Raw genomic sequence first — 23,720 nt, 5'->3', positions numbered from 1 at the left:
ATATTGTCTTGAGTGCTTAAATTCTATTCAGCCGTCCAGACTTGCGTGGGGTTTCGTTGTTCGTCTACAGCAACAAAGGTAAATACGCCACGTATCGCATGCTCACGGTGATCTTGGTACATATTCTCCACGAAGATATTCACTTCGACTTTTAAGGATGTATTGCCGACATGGATCACCCGGGCGATCAGTTCCGCTAGCGTGCCGGCGGGGATCGGTTTTTTAAAATCGATGCGGTCAGAACTCACAGTGACTAAGGTTTTACGGCAAAAACGGGTCGCTGCGATAAACGCTGTTTCATCCATCCACGCTAAGGCTTCGCCACCAAATAAGGTGTTGTGATGATTGGTAATAGAAGGGAAAACAGCTTTGATTACACGGGCTTCGGATTGATTGATCCTTTGCTCAATAGCGTCTGAAAATGTCGGATGTGAAGAATCGAGGGAATTTGGCATACGGCAACCTGAGGTTATGCATTTTTAACGAGGCGCAATTATAGTGAGTTTTAATTTTGAATGATAGAAAACGCCTATTCCAATCCGTTTTAAAGCCAAACTAAAAGTAAAAAGGCTTCCATTGGAAGCCTTGAGTTATCGCTTTACTGTGCTTATTGGCCTAATAAGGCTCGTCTATCGCGGGAGGCTTTGGCCAGATCCCGCAGTAACTTTTCTGAATCATCCCAGTGTAGGCAGGCATCGGTGATACTTTTGCCGTAACAAAGTGGCTGGCCTTTGATGACCTTTTGATTGCCTTCCTGTAAGAAACTTTCGGCCATTATCCCGGCAATTGCCGTGCTACCCGCACGCATTTGCGCCATGATGTCGTCGGCAACGGCTAATTGCTTAAGGTGATTTTTTTCACTGTTACCGTGGCTGAAGTCCACTACCACTCGAGGCGTGACATCGACGGACTCAAGCTTTAAACGCGCTTCTTCAATATCTTGTGCAAAGTAATTAGGCTTTTTGCCGCCGCGCAATATGATATGGCCAAAGGGATTACCGTGGGTGCGATAGACCGCCATGGCGCCATCTTTATCCGGTGAATAGAATATATGCGGCACTTTTGCGGCGCGCACCGCATCGACGGCGATATTGATATTGCCATCGGTACCGTTTTTAAAACCCACGGGACAGGAGAGGGCTGAGGCCATTTCTCGGTGAACTTGGCTTTCGGTGGTGCGTGCACCAATGGCGCCCCAAGTGATTAAATCGGCTATGTACTGACCGTTCACCATGTCTAAAAATTCGGTGGCTATGGGTAACTTTAATTCGGTGATTTGTTGCAGCAATTCACGGGCAATACGCAGACCTTTATTGGGCTCGAAACTGCCATCGAGATCGGGGTCGGATATCAAGCCTTTCCAGCCAACGATAGTGCGAGGTTTTTCGAAATAAACGCGCATTAAAATGCACAGGTCCTCTTTCAACTCTTGATGCAAGGCCGCTAAACGTTGGGCATATTCGAGGGCTGCCTTAGTATCATGAATCGAGCAGGGGCCAATGATCACCAGCAGACGCTGATCTTCGCCCATAATAATGGCTTCAACTTCACGACGTTGTTGGATAAGGTAGTCGGCGGCTTCTTGGGTTAATGGGTACTCAGATGCCAGTTGTGCAGGTGAGATGACTTTAGCTAATAAAGAAGTACGTAATTCGTCTGTTTTAATGGTCATTCAAAATACCGAGCTTGCATGCGGCGCTTTTCGCCAGATTGCCACGGATTATAACGAATCGAGCCGAGTTGCACAGTGCCAATTGTGCTAATTGTCGGCATCTGTGCAATGAATTTAATTTAACTTAGATCTATTTAGCCTAAATTTGCCCTTGTGGATTAGCAGGTTAAGGTCTGTTGATTTAGAAGACTGTCGATTTAGAACATATGGCGCTCAAGACCGGTCACATCTAAAATCTTAGTCGCAATCTCTTCAACCGAATGATTGGTGGTGTCTATATAGGGAATACGTTCACGTTTAAACATCATTTCCACTTCTTTGACTTCTAAGCGGCACTGTTTGAGCGATGAATAGCGACTATTCTCCATTCGACTCTGGCGAATTTCATGTAAGCGCACGGGATCAATGGTTAAACCAAACAGTTTTTTCTTATTGCGTTTCAGCGCTTCAGGTAACTTAAGGTTATCCATATCATCTTCGGTGAAAGGGTAGTTTGCCGCTTTTATGCCGAACTGCATGGATAAATACAGGCTCGATGGGGTTTTGCCACAGCGAGAGACACCAAGTAAAACCAGATCGGCTTCATCCATGTGTTTCATCGTCTGGCCGTCATCGTTATCCATCGCAAAATTAATGGCATCGATACGGGCTTCATAGCCGTGATTGGCTTTGCCGTGGGTGCGGTGAACTACGGGTGAGGCGCTTACGCCTAAATGTTGCTCAAGTGGTGCCACAAAAGTATTTAAAAAATCATAATCTACCCCTTCACTCGAGTAGATGATGTCGCGAATTTCGGCTTTTACGATCGAATGGAACACTAATGGCCGTTCACCTGTTGTAATAAAACAATCATTAATTTGTCGCTTAACTTGCTCGGCTTTCGTTAAGGTTTCAACAAATGGAATCGTAAGTGACTCAAATTCTAGTGGAAATTGCGAGAGAACTGCATGTCCAAAAACCTCAGCTGTGATCGCTGTCCCGTCGGAGATGTAGAATACTTTTGGTGCCATACTGACCTCTTGTAGTAATAAAATTACAAATAAAATTATAGATTTACGCTTCTTCGGCAGGAGTGTAAAATGCCGCTGCCCTCGTGTGAAGGGGCCACTGAAATAAACTTGCGGAGATAGAACTGTGCAGCAATACGTACTCTGGTATCAGGAATTAGGCATGGGTGACGTCAACTTAGTTGGCGGTAAAAATGCTTCTCTAGGCGAGATGATCAGCAATCTGGCCAATGCCGGTGTTCAAGTACCTGGCGGATTTGCGACGACTTCTTATGCGTTCAATGAGTTCCTTGAACAAAGTGGAGTAAACCAGAAGATTTATGACATTCTAGCCACACTGGATGTAGATGATGTCAATGCACTGGCAAAAGTAGGTGCACAGATCAGACAATGGGTGATTGACACCCCATTCCAACCAGCTTTAGAGCAAGCCATTCGTGAAGCTTACGATAAACTTGCCGCTGAAACTAGCGATGCGTCATTCGCGGTTCGTTCTTCTGCCACCGCAGAAGATATGCCAGATGCCTCTTTTGCTGGTCAGCAAGAAACCTTCTTAAACGTGAAAGGATTTGACTCAGTTCTCGTGGCTATCAAGCACGTGTTCGCGTCACTCTTTAACGACCGTGCTATTTCATACCGTGTTCATCAAGGTTATGAGCACCACGGTGTTGCCCTGTCTGCCGGCGTACAACGCATGGTTCGTTCAGACAAAGCGGCATCAGGCGTGATGTTCACTATGGACACTGAATCAGGCAATAACGATGTGGTGTTTATCACTTCTTCTTTCGGTCTGGGTGAAATGGTCGTTCAAGGCGCGGTAAACCCTGACGAATTCTATGTTCACAAACCAATTTTATCCCAAGGCCATAAAGCCGTTGTTCGCCGTAATATCGGTAGCAAGCTCATCCAGATGGTGTATTCCGATGATGCTGCTCACGGCAAACAAGTGAAAATTGAAGATGTTGCCGCTGACAAGCGTCGTCAATTCTCTATCAATGACGCAGAAGTGATGGAATTGGCTAAACAAGCTATGGTTATCGAAAAACACTACGGTCGTCCAATGGACATCGAGTGGGCGAAAGACGGTAACGATGGCAAGCTGTATATCGTGCAAGCGCGTCCAGAAACGGTTCGTAGCCGTGAAGATGTGCAACTCATTGAGCGTTACCACTTAAAGAGCCGTGGCGCTGTGATCTCTGAAGGTCGTGCTATCGGTCATAAAGTGGGTTCAGGTGTGGCTAAGGTATTAACCTCTATCGCCGATATGGATCAAATCCAACCTGGCGATGTGTTAGTGACTGACATGACCGACCCAGATTGGGAACCTATCATGAAGCGCGCCAGCGCCATCGTCACTAACCGTGGCGGTCGTACCTGTCACGCGGCGATTATCGCCCGTGAATTAGGTGTACCCGCAGTGGTAGGTTGTGGTGATGTGACTGACCGTATCAAAAATGGTCAATTAGTGACTGTGTCTTGCGCCGAAGGCGACACAGGCTTCATCTATGAAGGTAAACAAGAGTTTGAAGTGATTTCAAACCGTGTTGATTCACTGCCTGCATTACCGATGAAAATCATGATGAACGTGGGTAACCCTGATCGTGCATTCGACTTTGCCCGTTTGCCAAACGAAGGTGTCGGTTTAGCGCGTTTAGAATTCATTATCAACCGCATGATCGGTATTCACCCGAAAGCGCTGCTTGAATTCAATCAACAAGACGCCGCTCTGCAAACTGAAATTAACGAGATGATCGCAGGTTATGAATCACCCGTTGAGTTCTACATTGCCCGTCTGGTTGAAGGTATTGCATCAATCGGTTCAGCTTTCTATCCGAAGAAAGTGATCGTACGTATGTCAGACTTTAAGTCTAACGAATACGCAAACTTAGTCGGTGGTGACCGTTACGAGCCAGAAGAAGAGAACCCAATGCTGGGCTTCCGCGGTGCAAGCCGTTATATCTCTGAATCATTCCGTGACTGTTTTGCCCTAGAGTGTGAAGCGATCAAACGCGTTCGTAACGAAATGGGTCTGACAAACGTCGAAGTCATGATCCCGTTCGTGCGTACCGTAAAAGAAGCCGAACAAGTGATTGGCCTACTCAAAGAGCAAGGTTTAGAGCGTGGTAAAGACGGTCTGCGCGTCATCATGATGTGTGAAGTGCCGTCAAACGCCCTGTTAGCGGATCAATTCCTCGAACATTTTGATGGTTTCTCTATCGGTTCAAACGACTTAACCCAGTTAACACTTGGCTTAGACCGTGACTCAGGCATTATTAGTCATTTGTTTGATGAGCGTAATGAAGCCGTTAAGATCCTACTGTCTATGGCCATTAAATCGGCTAAGGCTAAGGGCGCTTATATCGGTATCTGTGGCCAAGGCCCTTCAGATCACGCCGATTTCGCGGCTTGGTTAGTTGAACAAGGTATCGATACCGTGTCTCTGAACCCTGATACTGTTATTGATACATGGTTATATTTGGCCGAAGCCCACGGGTGATCTAGGCTGTAATTTGATAAAGATGTTAAAAAAGCCGCTTTGAGTGGCTTTTTTTTTGTTTATAATGGCCCCATAACGATAATTGACAGAAGCCATCCATGTTACCCCTGCTATCACATCAACAAACATTAGAGCCAGTGTATTTGGCATACCTTGATGCACTCGAGCAAAGCGAGTATTCCGGTGATATAGACAAGCGATACAGTGCACGGCTAGTGCAAGCGACCGATAACTCTGTCTATCAATTTTTACCCCAAGCGGTGCTTTATCCTAAAAATCAAAAGGATATACAAATAGCCTTAGCGCTCGCGGCGAAAGATATCTTCCGTGAGGTCACTTTTAGTGCCCGGGGCGGCGGTACGGGCACCAATGGCCAGTCCTTGACCCATGGTCTGATCCTCGATGTGTCGCGCTATATGAACCGTGTGCTTGAGGTGAATGCTGAGCAGGGTTGGGTGCGGGTTGAAGCTGGGGTGATTAAAGATGCGCTCAATGATGCGCTGCGCCCGCACGGTTATTTTTTCAGTCCCGATTTATCCACCTCTAACCGCGCGACCATTGGCGGCATGATCAATACCGATGCCTCGGGTGCGGGCTCCTTGGTTTACGGTAAAACCTCGGACCATGTATTGGCGCTGCGCAGTGTGTTGATCGATGGCAGTGTGCTAGACACTCAGCCATTGGATGCGGGACTTTTGTGTAATCCCGATAATGTGAGTGACAATCCACTCGGGCAAAAGCTGATTTCGGCCATTGCAAAGGTTTGCCGCGAGAAGCGCGCGCTGATTGAAAAGCAATTCCCGAAACTTAACCGCTTTTTAACGGGTTATGATTTAAAACATGTGTGGAATAATGGCCTGACACAATTCGATTTATCGAGGATTTTAACGGGCTCAGAGGGCACACTGGCGGTCATTACCGAGGCCAAGCTGAATATTACGCCGCTGCCGACCGAGCGGGCGATGGTGAATATTAAGTATGATTCGTTTCAATCGGCGCTGCGCCACGCGCCATCATTAGTTGCTGCCCGGGCGACTGTGGTCGAAACCGTCGATTCAAAAGTCCTCAATTTGGCCCGTGAGGACATTGTTTGGCATTCGGTTGCTGAACTTATCCAGGAAGTACCGGGTAAGATCATCGACGGCCTCAATATGGTCGAATTTGCCGGTGACACTGAAGAAGTTGAGCAAAAGCTTGCCAGTCTTGAAGCGGTTTTGACCGAGCAAATCAGTAAAGGTGAGTGCGGCGTATTGGGTTACCAAGTGACGCAAGATAAGCCAAGTATCGAAAAAATCTACGGTATGCGCAAAAAAGCGGTTGGTTTATTGGGCGCCACTAAGGGACGTCGTAAACCTATCGCCTTTGCCGAAGATACCGCGGTGCCGCCCGAAAAGCTTGCCGATTATATTATGGAGTTTCGCGCAGTATTGGATGGACACAATCTGCAATATGGCATGTTTGGTCATGTGGATGCCGGTGTGCTGCATGTGCGGCCCGCGCTCGATATGTGCGATGTGGAAGATGAAAAGTTACTGCGGGTTATTTCCGATCAAGTCGCGGCACTCACGCTTAAATACGGCGGCCTGATGTGGGGCGAGCACGGTAAAGGTGTGCGCGGTGAATACGGTCCCGCCGTTTTTGGTGATGAGCTTTATGGCGTACTTCAAGATATCAAAGGCCTGTTTGACCCCGATAATAGACTTAACCCAGGCAAGCTGGTGGCGCCTAAAGATACAGGTGCCCTCTATTACGATGTTGATAGTGCTAAGCGCGGTAAGTTTGACAGACAAATCCCCGTTACTGTGCGTGATGCCTTCCCCGATGTGATGAACTGTAACGGTAATGGCCTGTGTTTTAACTACAGCAGCTATTCGCCCATGTGCCCCTCCTTTAAGGTGACAGGGGATAGAGTGCAGTCACCTAAAGGTCGTGCAGGATTGATGCGTGAATGGCTAAGACTGCTTGAAACCGAAGGCGTGGATGTCAATGCACTCGCCAAGGCCAAGCCGCTCGGTATATTGCAGCGCATACAAAACACCATTAACGCTAAACGTGATTATGATTATTCCCATGAGGTGATGGAATCCCTTAAGGGTTGCTTAGCCTGTAAAGCCTGCTCTGGCCAATGCCCCGTTAAAGTGGATGTGCCTAAATTTAGGGCACAGTTTTTTAATATTTATTATCAACGCTACTTAAGGCCCGCCAAGGATTATCTTGTCGCAGGGATTGAAGACAGTCTCCCCTTAATGGCGACAGCGCCGCGATTAACTAACTTTGCTTCCCAAAATCCATTGAGCCAATGGGTGATAAAAAAAGCGATTGGTTATGTGGATGCACCCGCATTATCTGTGCCGACCTTAAAACAACGACTCGATGGCCACGCGAGCCGGGGTTATGATCTGGCCGCGCTGCAGGCTATTCCCGTCGATGAACGTTCGAAGTTTGTCTTGGTGGTTCAAGATCCATTTAACAGCTTCTACGATGCAGGTTTGGTGTATCGTTTTATCCAATTGATTGAAACCTTAGGATTAAAGCCAGTTCTGCTGCCCTTTAAACCCAACGGTAAACCGACCCATATCAAAGGTTTCTTGGATAAATTTGCTAAAACAGCACAGTCGAGTACGGACTTCTTAAATCAAGTGCATAAGCTAGGCATGCCTATGGTGGGCATCGACCCTGCCTTAGTGCTCTGTTATCGCGATGAATATAAAGAAATTCTTGGGGTGAATCGTGGTGCATTTGAGGTGAAACTTGCCAACGAATGGTTACTCGGCATACTGCAGGATATTCCCGCTAAGACCATGCAAGATAAACAATATACTTGGTTTAGCCATTGCACAGAGTCTACTGCTAGGCCTAATACGGCCAACGAATGGACTAAAATTTTTGCGCATTTTGGTGCTAAGTTATCGGCTATGAATCTTGGTTGTTGCGGTATGGCGGGCACCTATGGCCACGAGGCGGAGAATCTTGAACGTTCTCAAGCTTTGTTCGATATGTCGTGGAAACAGACCTTAGCTAAACTTGATAAACAACAGGTACTCGTATCGGGTTATTCCTGTCGTAGTCAAGTCAAACGCTTTGCGGGCTATAAGCCTAAACATCCATTGGAGGCATTGCTCGAGCTCGCAAAAGGTTAGATAGGGGTTTGCCTATGAATACAAAAGCCGAGTTAGGTTGAAACGGTTAATTGGATCCTCTGGGTAATAGATGTCACACTAAAACCAGCCAAAAGGCTGGTTTTTTGTTAAAGGAAATGGATCATGGATAAGTTGACCAAAAGCGAGCAGCACACATTAGAACAACTTGCGCTGAATATTGACTCTCCCATATCTGCAGTGTTGACTGAGGTGATCCCATTATGCAGTGAGGTCGCGTTATTTAATATTCAAGAGACTGGAGACTGGCAGTATCAGGGAAGCGCATTGCCCGTTAAATTTGCAAAGCTTTTTGCGGGCATTTTACACTGCATCGAGGATGAGCATTTTTTAATTACCCCAGTGGAAAAAGTTCGAGTCACAGTGACCGATGTTCCCTTAGTGATTATCGATTTTGAGCGCGGCCCAGATCCCGCTTATCTGCAGGTGAAGACCAGTATCGATACCGAGCATCAGATCATGGATATTAACCGGATGAAGCTGACCGACTTTGGTATTTATTTGCCCTTAGAGCGTGGTTTGTGGGGAAAACTGAGTCGAGCTTGTTATTATAATTTTGTTAATGAATTCAACTTATCTGACTTAGAACTACCCTAAGATCTGGGATATTGATTGCAATTAGTTCGGGGGATTGACTAGTTTATTATAGGTTAAGTGATAGTATTAAAAATGACACTTGGCATTGGATCTTAGGTGAGTGTCAGGTTAGATGGGTCTAAAACCGCTGTTTTCGGAGGTGCTGTTTGAACCGTTATGAAAGCTTAGGCTATCTTGTTTCCCACTTAAATCTTGAGCTGCAAAATGAGCTCGATCTGCAACTTAAACGCTATCAACTCGATATTAAGTTGTGGCCTGTGCTGTTTGCTCTTTGGCAGGAAGAGGGCATCACTCAAACCGAATTATCAAAACGTTGTGATGTCGCAAACTACACTATGACGCGCTTACTTGACCAATTACAGGTACAAGGATTTATCACCCGTCACCAAGAGTCAGACAATCGCCGTGCTTTTCAAATATTTTTGACCGATGAGGCCAAAGCTTTAGAGCAGGATTTGATCCGAGAAGCTGAGCGGGTTAACGAAAAGTTTCTTTCTAATCTGAATGAGGATGAACGTTCACAATTTATAAAACTGCTCAACAAAATCAACCGTTTGTCAGTAGATGAATATGACTAAGTATACTAAGTCGAGTGTTTTGTGGGCCTAAAAGGGCAGCAATATAAGCAATAGCACTAAACTCGAGCCAAACAGTAACCCTTGCTGTAGCATGCGTTGACGTTGAACTAGGCTTTCTTTGCCCTGTTTTAAGCTAGTGATCAATTGATTATGCTTGTAAATTCGGCAGGTTAATTCATCGGTCTGGGGGTCGATAAACAGCTTAAAACGACATTGATTGCCATCGTTCAGTTTGATGCAGTGCTCACTGTTTTGACCAAAATTGAGCTTACGTGACACCATATGCCCATTGATAAAAACCCGCTCTAATCCAAACCAATCGCTGGCCTGCAACTCAACCGAGTCCTGATTTAGCTCATATTTGAAACTGACCATATGCCATTCCTCCACTGACTGACGAGTGGTTAATTCAAGCAGAGCAGGTTACAGTTTTCCACTACAGAATAGTGAATTTTACGTGTCGTTTAGGTATCTGATTGGTATTAAGGAGGATTTATTTTTTGACGATAGGGAAGGGTAAAAAGGCGAACAACAAGTGTTTGTTGTCCGCCCCAAAGCTTAATTAGGCTTTTGCACTTTGATAAATGGCGCGGGCCATTTCATCGGCAACTGCGCCAGTCGTGCGATTCTGTTCATCGGCCTTTGCAAAAATCTTCAGTAGCGTGTGATAGATTTCTCTGACCTTAGCTTCGGATTTTGCGGCGTCATAATTTTTTTCGAATGATACGTTGATAATACCACCCGCGTTAATGACATAGTCAGGAGCATATAAAATGCCCATTTCTTTCAGTTGTTCGCCATGGCGTACTTCGGCTAATTGGTTGTTGGCACAGCCAGCAACAATTTTAGCTTTGAGTTGCGGTAAGGTCGCATCGTTTAAGGTTGCGCCAAGGGCACAAGGAGCATACACATCCACATCTTGGGCGTAGATGTCCTGCGGCGCGACGATAATGGCACCAAAATCCGTGGCAACTTTATCTAATGAAGCCTGATGAATATCAGTCACAATCAGTTCTGCGCCTTCTTCATGCAAATGTTTGCACAGGTAATAACCCACATGGCCTACACCTTGAACGGCAATTTTAAGCCCTTTTAGGCTATCTAACCCTAGCTTATGTTTTACTGCAGCTTTAATACCTAAATAGGTACCAAGTGCTGTGAACGGGGATGGATCGCCACTCTTGCCTTCAAGACCCGCCATATAAGGGGTTTCTTCATGGGCGATCATAATATCAGCTGTGGTCGTGCCGACGTCTTCAGCGGAGTAATAACGGCCGCCGAGACTATTGATAAAGCGACCAAAGGCGCGGAAGAGGGCTTCACGGTCAGGGCGCTTAGGATCGGCAATAATCACGGATTTGCCGCCGCCCATGGTAAGGCCCGCAAGTGCGTTTTTGTAGGTCATGCCACGGGAAAGACGTAATACGTCAGTGAGGGCTTCGTCGTCCGATTGATAGTTCCACATACGACATCCACCCACAGCAGGGCCTAAATTCGTGTTATGGATGGCGACAATGGCTCTTAAGCCACTTTCTTTATCATGACAGAATACGACCTGTTCATGTTCGTCAAAGGATACATGATTAAATACAGCCACGTGAAGTTCTCCGCTATACACAATGAAAAAGCCGATGGGGCAAACTCCCATCGACTGCTTGTTATATTTATTGCAGAACCATAGCATTTAGCGATACTCTCAACCATGCATAATGACCGAATAAATAGATTATTTGTGGCAATCTAGCTTTCCACTTTACGTAAACGTAAGCTTTACGGTGAAAAAGAGATGGAATTGGATACAAAATCTGTGAATAGTACGGACCGCACACTCATCCGAAGAATGAGAGCCGCGTTATAACAATAAGATAGGACGGAAGTATGACTGAACAAGCTGTCGACCAAGCTCAACCAACATTATCTGCAGAAGAGTTGGAAAAACTGCGCCAAGAGTGGGTCAGAACTCAATTTCAAAAAGCGAATCGTTTCCTTGCCGAGAAAGGTGTGATCCCAAGCAAAGTGTTGGCCGATGAGAGTCGCTACCTTGCCCCTTATATGGCCATTTGGAAAATGGAGTCTAAGCGCCCAACGAATAAGACATATTGGGTGATGTCAGGGGATTTACCCTCGGATTTTGTCGATGTGAAAGTTGCCGCAACGGCCCGTGATGCCGTGCGTCATTTTTCGATGATGTGGCAAATGCAGGCAGAAAACTTAGTGCGTTCGGGTGCCACCCGTGATGCGACTCAGGCCAAGTTTGCACAGTTGCTGGTATCCCGTGCTGAGAGTTTATACCGTATGCATAACGACGATAAACTGTGGAATGCCTAAGTTATTATTGCTTTTTGTCGGTACGCTTTAGGATAGATAAACTTTAGGATAGATAAATAAGAAAGGCACTCGATGGAGTGCCTTTATTTTATCAAACTGTTAATGAACTAAGCTTCGGTATCAGCGAGATAGCATAGCCCTTGATTGATCAAGGTTAACAGCAAGCTCTGTACTTCGTCGTGTTGGCAGAGTGTCGATGCAATATCAGAGGATAAGCTGACGTTGTCGCTGAGGATCGCCAGTACCTCTTCTGGGGTGTTTGGCAGTTCGTAGACTTCGCCATTGATGAACAATCTGCTGTTTGTGTCATTTTCGAGGCGCAATACTTTTAAGCCACCGATACGGTTTATGCCCGCACCTTGGTCGAAGGCATCTTGCAGATCCGCTTCGGTATAGGCTTCTTCTCCTTCACAAATATCTAACTCAAAACGATTTTGACTTAGTAGTTTGCCTAAAACGACTTGATAATTGTGCGGATCTTGGCTCAGCTGTGCGAGTAAATTCATCAGCCCAACTTGGTGCTCTTGGCTTATCACGCCGGGGGAGTCAGGTTCAGAAATAGAAGTGAAACGCTGTTGCCCCAAGTTTTTATCAAGCAAATAGTCGGCGACTTCACTGACCAGTTCTTGCTGGCTTGGCGCACGGAAACCAATCGAGTAACTCATTGCTATGGTTAATGTTTCACCGCAGTGTGGGAAACCGGGTGGAATATAAAGCATATCGCCTTTTTCTAACACTACATCAATAATCGGCGTGAAATCCTCAACCAGCGGCGAGTTTGGATTACCACCACGGCGTTGTTGCGGGGTATTGTCACCGACAGTCCAGCGACGTTCACCTTCGCCTTGAATGATAAACACATCGTAGTTATCGACGTGTGGTCCAACACCGCCACTTGGGGTGGCAAATGATGCCATTAAGTCATCGAAGCGCCAGTCCGGTAAAAAGCGAAAAGCGTCGACGAATGGCTGTGAATCAGGATACCAATGGTTGACTGCTTGCACTAATAACTGCCAATGGGTTTCGCCATAGCTGTCGTAATCTTCAAACGGACCTTGCACCACTTCCCAATCATTGTCTTTGGTGACGACGATGCGTGAAGAGATTTCTTCTTCACAGGCAAGGCCTGCGAGTTCATCGGCGCTGATCGGATCTTCAAACTGCGGAAAGGCATTTTTGATCAGCAGAGGTTTTTTTTGCCAGTATTCATTAAGAAACTGGGGAATATCGAGATTGAGTGTATACATAGTGTTAAAAAAGGCGACCACATCGCGGTGATGTGCGTCGCCTTAATCCTTATTTCTGTTTAAGAAAGAGTCTTGTTCGTCGCCAACTTCAGTTAATAACTAATTGGGTTAATAGCCAATTTTAATTAATAGCTTACTTCAGTTCGTCGACAAACGCTTCGGCGCGACCAATGTAATTGGCTGGCGTCATTTGTTTCAGTTCAGCTTTTACTGAGTCTGGTAATTCCAGCCCATCAATAAATACTGACAGTTGCTGCGCGTCGATACGTTTACCGCGCGTCAGTTCTTTTAATTTTTCGTATGGCTTTTCAATGCCATAACGACGCATTACCGTTTGTACGGGTTCAGCTAACACTTCCCAGTTGTGATCGAGTTCATCACGCAGATGCGCTTCGTTAACTTCTAACTTACTGATGCCTTTTAAGGTCGCTTGGTAAGCGATCAGCGCATGGGCAATACCCACGCCTAAGTTACGCAGTACGGTTGAGTCAGTTAAGTCACGTTGCCATCTTGAAACTGGCAGCTTAGAGGCTAAGTGCTGCATTAGTGCGTTGGCGATCCCTAAGTTACCCTCAGAGTTTTCAAAATCGATGGGGTTAACTTTGTGTGGCATAGTCGATGAACCAATTTCACCGGCGATAGTGCGTTGTTTGAAGTGACCTAGGGCGATGTAACCCCAAATATCACGGTCAAAATCAATCAGCACAGTGTTGAAGCGGGCAACCGCATCAAACAGTTCGGCAATGTAATCGTGTGGCTCGATTTGCGTTGTGTAGGCATTCCAGTTAAGGCCAAGGCTAGTCACAAAACGCTCAGATAATTCATGCCAGTTCACTTCAGGGTAGGCTGACAGGTGAGCATTGTAGTTACCCACGGCACCGTTCAGTTTGCCCATGATTTCAACATTGGCGATTTGTTTGATTTGACGTTCAAGGCGCACTGCGACGTTCGCCATCTCTTTACCGAGTGTCGAAGGTGAAGCCGGTTGGCCATGGGTGCGTGACATTAATGGCACTGAGCGATATTCCATCGCCAGCTTTTTAATCGCCGCCAGCAACTCGTTGCAGTAGGGCAGTAAGACTTGCTCACGGGCTTCAGTCAACATTAAACCATGGCTTAAGTTGTTGATATCTTCAGAAGTACAAGCAAAGTGAACAAATTCACCTACAGCCGCTAATTCGCTATTGCCGGCGATTTTTTCTTTGATAAAGTATTCAACCGCTTTCACATCGTGGTTAGTGGTGCTTTCGATAGCCTTAACACGCAGCGCATCTTGTTCATTGAAATTGTCTTTAATGGCATCGAGCACGGCGATAGCAGACTCGCTTAACGGCGGCACTTCGATGATTTCTGGGCAATCAGCTAACAGTTTTAGCCAATTAATTTCAACTTGAACACGGTACTTGGTAAGACCGAACTCGCTGAAAATCCCTCTCAATGACGCAGTTTTACTACCGTAACGGCCGTCTACCGGAGAGATAGCAGTTAGTGCGGAAAGATCCATGTGAAGCTCCTTGATGAACGCTAATTTTATTATAGGGTAAGACTTTTCTTGGCTGTATCGACTATGGCTTTGCGGGCGAAGACTAAGTGTCGACGCTTACCGCCTAGTTGGCGCCACAGTACAGCGCTGCGCATGGCTGCAAGCAGCAGAGCGCGAATTTTTTGTTGTACGATAGGGCGTTGCAAACACACTGGATTACCAGAGATTTGGATTTTCGGCCCTAAATTACTGATGATGTCACTGTAAATGCTGGCAAGATTGGCAATCACTTGTTCATCGGTGATCGCAAAATGATGTAGCTGGCGATGTACTTGATTAATGCGCTCGGCCAACATGCCTAGGCCGCTGTTTGAGCGCACTAGCTTGCGTTCGAGGGCTAAGATACCAACAAGGTAACGGGTGATCTCAACATCTTTTTGGCTACTGTCACCCAGCTGATTTAAGATCAGCTTGTAACCCTTATTCAGCGCGGCTTTATCTTGATAGACATCGGCGGTATTGTCAGGATTGGTGACCAGTATGGTATTTAAACTCGCCGCGAGCTCGGCATTATCGCTTTCACCCTGGCGCGCTAAATGTTGCACTTGGGCTATGGCCTGCAGTATGCCTGCAAATGCCATAGTACGGTTAATTAGCTGATCGCTCACGCTTTATCCTCGTATTAATTGATCGATGATGCCGCCACCTAGGCAGACTTCACCCTCGTAAAATACCGCAGATTGCCCAGGCGTTACCGCCGCAACGGGTTCATCAAATATAACCCTTAGGGTGTTTTCATCGCTATACGTTAGCGTGCAAGGTACATCTTGCTGGCGATAGCGGGTTTTGACGCTAATATGACAGCCGTCAACAGGACCAACTCTATCCACCCAATGCAGTTGGTTAACCGTCATGCCTGTCGACATCAAACGCGGATGGTGTCCGCCTTGACCCACAATCAACACGTTACGCTCGAGATCTTTGTCGACCACATACCAAGGATCGTCACTGCTGTTTTTCATGCCGCCAATGCCTAGGCCCTTACGTTGGCCTAAGGTGTGGTACATGAGTCCTTGGTGCGTGCCTATGACTTCGCCTTCTGGGGTTTCGATATTGCCAGGTTGGGCGGGTAAATAAGTGCCCAGAAATTCAGTGAACTTGCGCTCACCGATAAAGCAGATGCCAGTGCTGTCTTTTTTATCGTGGGTGATTAAGCCCATTTCTTTTGCAATTTCACGAACTTGATATTTTTCAAGCTCACCGACGGGGAACAGGCTACGGGCCACTTGTTCGTGGCTTAAGGTGTAGAGGAAATAGCTTTGATCTTTATTACCATCGACACCACGTAACATTTGCGTGCTGCCATCGCTATTATCGCGGCGGCGCACATAGTGGCCCATGGCGATGTAATCGGCATCGAGGATTTCGTCGGCAAATTCTAAAAATGCCTTAAATTTGATTTCTTTGTTGCACATGATATCGGGGTTAGGCGTGCGACCCGCCTTATACTCGGCGAGGAAATACTCAAAAACATTGTCCCAATATTCGGCAGCAAAGTTGACTGTGTGTAACTTGATCCCAAGCTTGTCGCATACGGCTTGGGCATCCTTTAAATCTTCAGCAGCGGCGCAGTACTCGTTGTTGTCATCTTCTTCCCAGTTCTTCATGAAAAGGCCTTCAACCTGATAGCCTTGCTGCATAAGCAAATAGGCTGAAACGGATGAATCTACACCGCCGGACATGCCGACAATGACTTTTTTTCCTGTATGAGTGGGTTCGATTGATGTCATAGATCCTAAAAACCATTGAGTATATGTTGGCTAGGCACTTTTGCTGGTGACTTGCGTGTCACCCAAGTAATAGCGTGGCCTAGCTTAAAATCTGTGTATTGCGTAAACGATTTATCCCCGCCCAGATATCGTGTAAAAGGCTTGAATAGCAGCCTAATCTTCTGAGTATCAAGTTAACGCAGATTTACCTTAACCCTTAACTTAGTTAACTAAGCTAAAACTAAGGTTAACTAAGCTAAAATCAGGCTAACTCTTTGCGGATTTACGCGGCGGCGTATTCTATCATGCCTTGCTCTTTGGGGCTATCGTGAGACGATCACTATTGAGTAAGTCTAAGGGATAAGCCATTCCCTGTTGCAGATGATGACGATAGTCTCTCAGGCAGTCGAGGACTAAGGGACTGCGCAGTAAAGATTGCTTGGCTTCGATTTGCTCAAAGTCCAACCAGTGAGCAGCATGGATGGCATCGTCCTGCGGCATGGGAGAGGGCATATCATCTAACTGCACTAAGAAGGTAAAGCGCATAAAGGCTAAGTCTTCACTGGCGCTAAATTGATAGATGCCGACGAGTCCTTGGGGTTTGAGTGACAGCCCCGTTTCCTCAAACACTTCACGCTCACAGGCTTGGATTAAGCTTTCATTGGCTTCTAAGTGACCCGCGGGCTGATTAAAGCGCTGCTCGCCGTCAATCCACTCTTCTACCAGCAGATATTTGTCCTGTGCAGTCGCATGAATAATACAAGCGACGGTCACATTGGGTTTATACCTTAGGCTCATAAATGCTCCTTTGAGCGGACATGGTGCCACTTTTTAGTGGCGTTGAGCGCAGAAACTTAGCAGAAATTTAGCAGAAATTTAGACTTCATCTCCAAGGCGAATGCATTTATGCTCGCCCGATGGCAAATTATCTAGACTCCATTGGCCTATTTTATAACGGATTAATCTTAAGGTTGGAAAACCAATATGTGCTGTCATGCGTCTCACTTGGCGGTTACGGCCCTCATGGATTTGGATTTCTAGCCAAGTTGTTGGGATATTTTTACGCTCTCTCACCGGTGGATTACGTGGCCAAACGTCGGGTGATTCCATGATTTTGACTTTAGCTGGCAGTGTCATTCCATCATTTAATTCAACACCTTGGCGCAGTTTTGTTAGAGCCTCCTCGGTCGGAACGCCTTCTACTTGCACCCAATAGGTTTTAAAGGTTTTCTTTTTCGGCTCAGTCAGTCTGGCCTGCAATTGACCGTCATTGGTTAGCAGCAACAAGCCCTCACTGTCCCTGTCTAAGCGGCCTGCGGCATAGACATCCGTAATCGGGATATAGTCTTTTAGGGTCTTGCGACCTTGTTCGTCAGTAAACTGGCAAAGTACATCAAAGGGTTTGTTAAACAGCACAATAATCGGGGCGAGCGTTTGGCTTTGTACCGGTTTTGCCGCCGCAATCGCTCGGCGGTTAGGATTTTTAAAGGGAGTCTTTTTCAAACTGCCATTGGCATTACGTGCGGGTGGAAGCTTGTCTTCGGCGGCAGAACGATTAGCAGGGCCTTTGCCTGTGGGCCTAAGCGCGCTTTTGGTGGGGGAGTTGGCGCTGGAATTGGCGCGTTTAGGGGAAAACTTACTTTTGTTCATGCTTTTGCTAACGGAAGGCTGAGACACGCTGACCTGACTTGATTGTATCGTTAATGTTTACACAGTGTACTTGGCATTCGCCCTTAGTGGAATTTGAATATTACTGTGAATGCTCTATGATGTCGGCCTAAAATGTGATCTGCGCCTATTTGTTTATTAGGTTTTAATGAGTCGTTTAACCGCGTTGGTGGACGAAAATGACCGACGGACAATGGAATAAATGCGGTCTTGATGGGTGAGTGACTGCCTTGATTGATTATTTCAGCGTGCCAGAGTTTGTTCGCCATGCAATAAAATTATTATAAAAAATATTAAATTTTACAATAATGTAGGATGTAACATGAAAGATAACTCATCAACAATTATTTACACTGAAACCGACGAAGCGCCAGCATTGGCCACCCTTTCACTCTTACCTATTATCAGAACCTTTACCGATGCCGCGGGTGTTGCGGTTGAAACCCGTGATATCTCATTATCGGGCCGTATTATTGCCAATTTCCCTGAGCAACTGACCGAAGCGCAAAAGATTGGCGATCATCTCGCTGAGCTTGGCGAGCTGGCAAATCAGCCAGAAGCGAACATCATCAAGTTGCCGAATATCAGTGCGTCAATTCCACAGTTAAAAGCCTGTATTCTAGAGCTACAGCAAAAAGGTTACGACATCCCTAACTATCCGGATGAGCCAAAAACCGACGCTGAAAAGTCAATCAAGACACGTTACGACAAGATCAAAGGCAGTGCGGTAAACCCAGTACTGCGTGAAGGTAACTCGGACCGTCGCGCGCCTTTATCGGTGAAAAACTTCGCCAAGAAAAACCCGCATTCCATGGGAAAATGGGCTAAAGATTCAAAGTCACACGTTGCCCACATGACTGATGGCGACTTTTACGGTAGCGAGCAGTCTGTGACCTTATCTGCAGCGGACAGCGTGAATATCGTGCTGACACAAAAAGATGGTCAAGAAGTGGTACTCAAGTCCGGTCTTAAGTTGCTGGCTGGCGAGATCATTGATGCTGCGGTATTGAGCAAAAAAGCCCTAGTGAGCTTCTATGAGCGTGAAATCGACAACGCCAAGGCCCAAGATGTGCTGTTATCGCTGCATCTGAAAGCCACTATGATGAAAGTGTCTGATCCTATTATGTTTGGTCATGCGGTGAAGGTATTCTTCAAGCCAGTATTTGATAAACATGCGGCGCTTTTCGCTGAATTAGGCGTCGATGTTAACAATGGTTTTGGTGATGTTTATGCCAAAATTGCGACATTACCTGCCGATAGTCGCGCCGAAGTCGAAGCCGATATCGCCGCCGTTTACGCAGCGCGTCCCGCATTGGCTATGGTTGATTCTGACAAAGGCATCACCAACTTACACGTGCCAAGTGACATCATTATCGATGCGTCTATGCCTGCTGCGATTCGTTCATCTGGCCAAATGTGGGGACCAGACGGTCAACTGCATGACACTAAAGCCATGATCCCAGATCGTTGCTATGCCGGTATTTACCAAGAAACGATTGCTTTCTGTAAAGAGCACGGCGCTTTTGATCCTAAAACCATGGGTAGCGTGCCAAACGTCGGCCTGATGGCGCAAAAAGCCGAAGAGTACGGCAGCCACGATAAAACCTTCGAAATCCCCGCCGATGGCGTAGTGAATGTGATTGATGCCAGCGGTAAGGTATTGATGAGCCACAACGTGGAAGCGGGCGATATCTGGAGAATGTGCCAAGTTAAAGACGCACCAATCCGTGATTGGGTTAAACTGGCCGTACGCCGTGCCCGTTTAAGCAATACTCCAGCGGTATTCTGGTTAGATAGCAAACGTGCCCACGATGCGCAAATCATTGCCAAAGTGCAGCAGTACCTGCCAGAGCATGACACCGATGGCTTAGACATCAGCATCATGTCTCCAGAAGATGCGACGCGTTTGTCTTTGGCTCGCATCAAAGAAGGCAAAGATACGATTTCAGTTACGGGTAACGTTTTACGTGACTACCTGACTGACTTGTTCCCAATTCTTGAGCTAGGCACCAGTGCCAAAATGCTGTCAATCGTGCCATTAATGAACGGTGGCGGCCTATTTGAAACAGGAGCGGGCGGTAGTGCGCCTAAGCACGTGCAACAGGTTGAAAAAGAAGGTCACCTACGTTGGGATTCACTGGGTGAATTCTTGGCTCTGGCGGCGTCTCTAGAGCATTTAAGCCAAACCGTCGGTAATCCTAAAGCGCAAGTGCTTGCCGATACCTTAGATCAAGCCATAGGTCAGTTCTTAGATAGCAACAAATCGCCATCAAGACGTGTTGGTGAGTTGGATAACCGTGGTAGCCATTTCTACCTAGCCATGTACTGGGCACAGGCGTTAGCTGCGCAAACCAAAGATGAGCAGTTACAAGCACACTTTATTCCACTCGCTCACGCACTAGCAGCCAATGAGCAAGTGATTGTCGCTGAGTTAAACAATGCGCAAGGTGCATCAGTGGATTTAGGCGGTTACTATCGTTTAGATGCTGCAAAAGCGGAAAAAGCGATGCGCCCAAGTGAAACCTTGAACAAACTCTTGCTTGCTTAATTCGTTAAGTGAACGGTGAGATAGCGAAAGGGTCTGCAATGCAGATCCTTTTTATATCTGTTAAAACATCGGATGAAGCATTTTCTTGGCAATAAAAAAAGGCAGGGACAAGTCCCTGCCTTTTTGATCATTGGCCTCACCAAACATTATTTTGTTGGTGAAATGGCTGAAGCGTGCATCCCTTTTGGACCCTGCTCTACTTCAAATTGAACGGGTTGGCCTGCTTTTAGAGTTCTATAGCCTTCCATTTCAATGGTAGAATAGTGTGCAAAAACGTCCTCACCACCTTGATCAGGGCAAATAAACCCGAATCCTTTGGCGTTGTTGAACCATTTAACAGTTCCGCTTGCCATACTTCCACTTCCTTCTGTTGTCTACTTACCAGTAAGATAGTAAAACCTGTATAGACGGGTTTCTTTCACCGTCTGAACTACAGAATGTAAGGAGTAAAAGCGGAAGTCAAGCTAAAATTAACAAAGAGGTAACAATTGATTAATTTGAACATATCAATTGGAAGAGGCCAACACGAGAGGCTAGTATTAAAAAATGGGTAAGACAGGAAATATTGAACACGTTGAAGAGCGTGTGAAATCTGAGTTAATGCCACCTTCTATGTACAAGGTGATCCTCAATAATGACGATTACACGCCAATGGATTTTGTGATTGAAGTATTGCAAGTTTTCTTTCGCAAGAATGAGCAAGAAGCGACCGATATCATGTTGACTATCCATCACAAGGGAAAGGGTATTTGCGGCATTTTTCCTTTTGGCATTGCAGAAACTAAGGTGATACAAGTAAATCAATTTGCAAGACAAAACCAACATCCGTTACTGTGTTCGTTAGAGAAAGCATGAATCTGCTTTACTCTGTAGTCCGTTGTTCATTTTGGGGGTGCTTATGCTGAACAAAGATCTGGAAGTCACCTTAAATCTGGCGTTTCAGCAAGCCAGAGATGCGCGTCACGAGTATATGACAGTGGAACACCTGTTATTGGCTCTTATCGACAATCCTGCGGCTCAAGAAGCGCTAATCGCCTGCGGGGCGAACTTAGACAAACTCAGGGATGAAGTGGCAAGCTTTATCCAACAAACAACCCCAATTATTGCCGATATCGATGATGATAAAGAAACCCAGCCAACGCTTGGCTTCCAGCGGGTGCTGCAGCGCGCGGTATTCCATGTGCAATCATCGGGCCGTAATGAAGTGACAGGCGCTAATGTGTTAGTGGCGATTTTCAGTGAACAGGAATCCCAAGCCGTCTATCTGCTGCGTCGCTGCGATATTAGTCGCTTAGATGTCGTGAATTTCATTTCCCATGGTTTTTCAAGAAACGAAGATAGCGATCCACATCAGGATCAAGAACGCATTGAAGATCACAGTGAAGCTAGCGAAGAGCGCAGCATGTTGTCGCAATTTGCGTCTAACTTAAATCAGCTGGCGAAACAGGGGGTCATCGATCCTTTGATTGGCCGCGATCAGGAAATTGAGCGCGCAATTCAAACTTTGTGTCGCCGCCGTAAAAATAACCCATTATTAGTGGGTGAGGCGGGCGTAGGTAAAACCGCGATTGCAGAGGGTCTTGCCTACCGTATCGTGAATAACCAAGTGCCCGATGTGATGGCTGAAGCGACGGTTTACTCCCTCGATTTAGGCTCATTGCTTGCGGGGACAAAATACCGCGGTGATTTTGAGAAGCGTTTTAAAAGCCTGTTAAAAGAATTATCCGCCGATAAACACGCCATTTTATTCATCGATGAGATCCATACCATTATCGGTGCGGGCGCCGCATCTGGCGGCGTGATGGATGCTTCTAATCTGCTGAAACCTTTGTTATCCAGTGGCAATTTACGTTGTATGGGATCGACGACTTTCCAAGAATACCAAAGTATTTTTGAGAAAGACCGCGCCCTAGCTCGCCGTTTCCAAAAGGTGGATATCAATGAGCCTTCGGTGGAAGAAACCACTAAAATTTTGATGGGGCTTAAGTCTAAATACGAAGAATATCATGGGGTTCGTTATACTCAGGCGGCGATTAACAGCGCGGCGGTATTGTCGGCGAAACACATCAATGACAGACATCTCCCCGACAAAGCCATCGATGTGATCGACGAAGCGGGTGCGCGTATGGTGATGCTGCCTATGAGCAAACGCAAAAAGACCATAGGCCAGGCAGAAATCGAAGCTATCGTGGCTAAAATGGCGCGTATTCCCGAGAAATCCGTGTCCGCCACCGACAAGGACTTGCTGCGTAATCTAGAGCGTAATCTTAAGATGGTGGTCTTTGGCCAAGATAAGGCCATTGAGAGTCTCAGTTCGGCCATTCGCTTATCGCGCAGTGGCTTAGGCACAGATAAAAAACCTGTAGGTAGCTTCTTATTCGCCGGTCCCACCGGTGTGGGTAAGACAGAAGTCACTAATCAATTGGCAAGCTGTTTAGGGATGAAACTAGTGCGCTTTGACATGTCTGAGTACATGGAGAGCCATACAGTGTCCCGTTTGATTGGTGCGCCTCCAGGTTATGTGGGTTATGACCAAGGTGGGTTGCTCACCGATGCCGTGATTAAAAATCCCCATTGTGTCGTACTGCTCGATGAAATCGAGAAGGCTCACCCCGATGTCTACAACTTGCTGTTGCAGGTGATGGATCATGGGACCTTGACCGATAACAATGGTCGTAAGGCAGACTTCAGACACGTAACGTTAGTGATGACGACTAACGCGGGTGTACAGGAGACTATTCGTAAGTCGATTGGCTTTACCCAGCAAGATCATACTCAGGACGCATTATCTGAAATTAATCGGGTATTTTCGCCAGAATTCCGTAATCGTCTCGACTCCATTGTATGGTTCAACCATTTGGATATGACCATCATTGCGAAAGTGGTCGATAAATTCTTAGTGGAATTGCAGGCGCAGCTTGATGCGAAACATGTCATCTTGGAAGTCAGCGATGAAGCGAGGACCTTGTTGGCCGAGAAAGGTTACGATAAGAACATGGGCGCACGTCCTATGGCTCGGGTGGTGACTGAATTGATCAAGCGCCCATTGGCGGACGAGATTTTATTTGGTGCCTTAGAAGCGGGTGGGGTTGCCTATGTTGATGTGAAAGAAGGCGAGATAGTGATCCGCGCCGAACGTCATGAGAAAACCACGACCAAAGCCTAGTA

Annotated in this window: 20 protein-coding genes; 8 read left to right on the top strand and 12 right to left on the bottom strand. The window is 46.5% G+C overall.

Annotated elements, in window-relative coordinates:
- Window positions 1-23 precede the first annotated feature (23 nt).
- From JFT56_RS11220 to ppsR, 3 genes are all read right to left on the bottom strand, one after another.
- The gene (locus JFT56_RS11220; RefSeq protein WP_198780188.1) at window positions 24-455 is read right to left on the bottom strand and encodes an acyl-CoA thioesterase; all 432 of its coding nucleotides are present in this window, start codon (window positions 453-455) and stop codon (window positions 24-26) included.
- A 152-nt stretch (window positions 456-607) separates the two neighbouring features.
- Window positions 608-1,672, bottom strand: coding sequence for a 3-deoxy-7-phosphoheptulonate synthase (locus JFT56_RS11215; RefSeq protein ID WP_198780187.1), 1,065 nt, complete (start codon window positions 1,670-1,672; stop codon window positions 608-610).
- Between the two features lie 197 nt (window positions 1,673-1,869).
- On the bottom strand, window positions 1,870-2,682 hold the full coding sequence (ppsR, locus tag JFT56_RS11210; RefSeq protein WP_198780186.1) for a pyruvate, water dikinase regulatory protein: 813 nt from the start codon (window positions 2,680-2,682) through the stop codon (window positions 1,870-1,872).
- 124 nt (window positions 2,683-2,806) lie between these two features.
- Here ppsR and ppsA point away from each other — a divergent pair, with 124 nt between their 5' ends.
- From ppsA to JFT56_RS11190, 4 genes are all read left to right on the top strand, one after another.
- Window positions 2,807-5,176 carry a phosphoenolpyruvate synthase gene (gene ppsA, locus JFT56_RS11205; RefSeq protein WP_198780185.1) on the top strand — a complete coding sequence of 790 codons (2,370 nt, stop codon included), beginning with the start codon at window positions 2,807-2,809 and terminating at the stop codon, window positions 5,174-5,176.
- A 98-nt stretch (window positions 5,177-5,274) separates the two neighbouring features.
- Window positions 5,275-8,316, top strand: coding sequence for an FAD-binding and (Fe-S)-binding domain-containing protein (locus tag JFT56_RS11200; RefSeq protein WP_198780184.1), 3,042 nt, complete (start codon window positions 5,275-5,277; stop codon window positions 8,314-8,316).
- A 123-nt stretch (window positions 8,317-8,439) separates the two neighbouring features.
- Window positions 8,440-8,931 carry a DUF1285 domain-containing protein gene (locus tag JFT56_RS11195; protein WP_198780183.1) on the top strand — a complete coding sequence of 164 codons (492 nt, stop codon included), beginning with the start codon at window positions 8,440-8,442 and terminating at the stop codon, window positions 8,929-8,931.
- Window positions 8,932-9,077: 146 nt separating this feature from the next.
- Window positions 9,078-9,509, top strand: coding sequence for a MarR family winged helix-turn-helix transcriptional regulator (locus JFT56_RS11190; RefSeq protein ID WP_198780182.1), 432 nt, complete (start codon window positions 9,078-9,080; stop codon window positions 9,507-9,509).
- Window positions 9,510-9,536: 27 nt separating this feature from the next.
- On the opposite strand, the gene JFT56_RS11185 is transcribed toward JFT56_RS11190, so the two are convergent.
- Together JFT56_RS11185 and JFT56_RS11180 are read right to left on the bottom strand one after the other, a co-directional pair.
- Window positions 9,537-9,884, bottom strand: coding sequence for a hypothetical protein (locus JFT56_RS11185; RefSeq protein WP_198780181.1), 348 nt, complete (start codon window positions 9,882-9,884; stop codon window positions 9,537-9,539).
- 187 nt (window positions 9,885-10,071) lie between these two features.
- Window positions 10,072-11,106, bottom strand: coding sequence for a Glu/Leu/Phe/Val dehydrogenase (locus tag JFT56_RS11180; RefSeq protein ID WP_198780180.1), 1,035 nt, complete (start codon window positions 11,104-11,106; stop codon window positions 10,072-10,074).
- A gap of 281 nt (window positions 11,107-11,387) precedes the next feature.
- Between JFT56_RS11180 and JFT56_RS11175 the strand changes: the two genes are divergently transcribed.
- A complete protein-coding gene (locus tag JFT56_RS11175) occupies window positions 11,388-11,837 on the top strand; it encodes a DUF4826 family protein (RefSeq protein WP_198780179.1) in 450 nt (149 codons plus the stop codon).
- A gap of 107 nt (window positions 11,838-11,944) precedes the next feature.
- On the opposite strand, the gene JFT56_RS11170 is transcribed toward JFT56_RS11175, so the two are convergent.
- The 6 genes from JFT56_RS11170 to rluE all read right to left on the bottom strand — a co-directional run bounded on the left by JFT56_RS11170 (window position 11,945) and on the right by rluE (window position 17,986).
- A complete protein-coding gene (locus JFT56_RS11170; RefSeq protein WP_198780178.1) occupies window positions 11,945-13,084 on the bottom strand; it encodes a cupin domain-containing protein in 1,140 nt (379 codons plus the stop codon).
- A gap of 133 nt (window positions 13,085-13,217) precedes the next feature.
- The gene (gene purB / locus JFT56_RS11165) at window positions 13,218-14,588 is read right to left on the bottom strand and encodes an adenylosuccinate lyase (RefSeq protein WP_198780177.1); all 1,371 of its coding nucleotides are present in this window, start codon (window positions 14,586-14,588) and stop codon (window positions 13,218-13,220) included.
- Window positions 14,589-14,617: 29 nt separating this feature from the next.
- Complete coding sequence (hflD, locus tag JFT56_RS11160) at window positions 14,618-15,235, bottom strand: high frequency lysogenization protein HflD (RefSeq protein ID WP_198780176.1); 618 nt, start codon at window positions 15,233-15,235, stop codon at window positions 14,618-14,620.
- A 3-nt stretch (window positions 15,236-15,238) separates the two neighbouring features.
- On the bottom strand, window positions 15,239-16,357 hold the full coding sequence (mnmA, locus tag JFT56_RS11155; protein WP_198780175.1) for a tRNA 2-thiouridine(34) synthase MnmA: 1,119 nt from the start codon (window positions 16,355-16,357) through the stop codon (window positions 15,239-15,241).
- A 282-nt stretch (window positions 16,358-16,639) separates the two neighbouring features.
- Window positions 16,640-17,134 (bottom strand): NUDIX hydrolase, encoded by a 495-nt coding sequence (locus JFT56_RS11150; protein ID WP_198780174.1) that lies wholly within the window; start codon window positions 17,132-17,134, stop codon window positions 16,640-16,642.
- Window positions 17,135-17,212: 78 nt separating this feature from the next.
- Entirely contained in the window at window positions 17,213-17,986 is a 774-nt protein-coding gene (gene rluE / locus JFT56_RS11145; protein ID WP_233095511.1) for a 23S rRNA pseudouridine(2457) synthase RluE, read from the bottom strand.
- A 340-nt stretch (window positions 17,987-18,326) separates the two neighbouring features.
- Between rluE and JFT56_RS11140 the strand changes: the two genes are divergently transcribed.
- A complete protein-coding gene (locus tag JFT56_RS11140; protein ID WP_198780172.1) occupies window positions 18,327-20,552 on the top strand; it encodes an NADP-dependent isocitrate dehydrogenase in 2,226 nt (741 codons plus the stop codon).
- 146 nt (window positions 20,553-20,698) lie between these two features.
- On the opposite strand, the gene cspD is transcribed toward JFT56_RS11140, so the two are convergent.
- On the bottom strand, window positions 20,699-20,905 hold the full coding sequence (cspD, locus tag JFT56_RS11135) for a cold shock domain-containing protein CspD (RefSeq protein WP_011072576.1): 207 nt from the start codon (window positions 20,903-20,905) through the stop codon (window positions 20,699-20,701).
- Between the two features lie 193 nt (window positions 20,906-21,098).
- On the opposite strand from cspD, the gene clpS reads away from it, so the two are divergent.
- Window positions 21,099-21,407: an ATP-dependent Clp protease adapter ClpS gene (gene clpS, locus JFT56_RS11130; RefSeq protein ID WP_198780171.1), complete on the top strand. Its 309-nt coding sequence runs from the start codon at window positions 21,099-21,101 to the stop codon at window positions 21,405-21,407.
- 43 nt (window positions 21,408-21,450) lie between these two features.
- The gene (gene clpA, locus JFT56_RS11125) at window positions 21,451-23,718 is read left to right on the top strand and encodes an ATP-dependent Clp protease ATP-binding subunit ClpA (protein ID WP_198780170.1); all 2,268 of its coding nucleotides are present in this window, start codon (window positions 21,451-21,453) and stop codon (window positions 23,716-23,718) included.
- Window positions 23,719-23,720 lie beyond the last annotated feature (2 nt).

Origin of the sequence: Shewanella putrefaciens, from assembly GCF_016406305.1 — a bacterium.
Classification (GTDB): domain Bacteria; phylum Pseudomonadota; class Gammaproteobacteria; order Enterobacterales; family Shewanellaceae; genus Shewanella; species Shewanella putrefaciens_C.
Note: the sequence above shows the minus strand (reverse complement) of the source record. Positions and strands in the feature narration are given on the sequence as shown.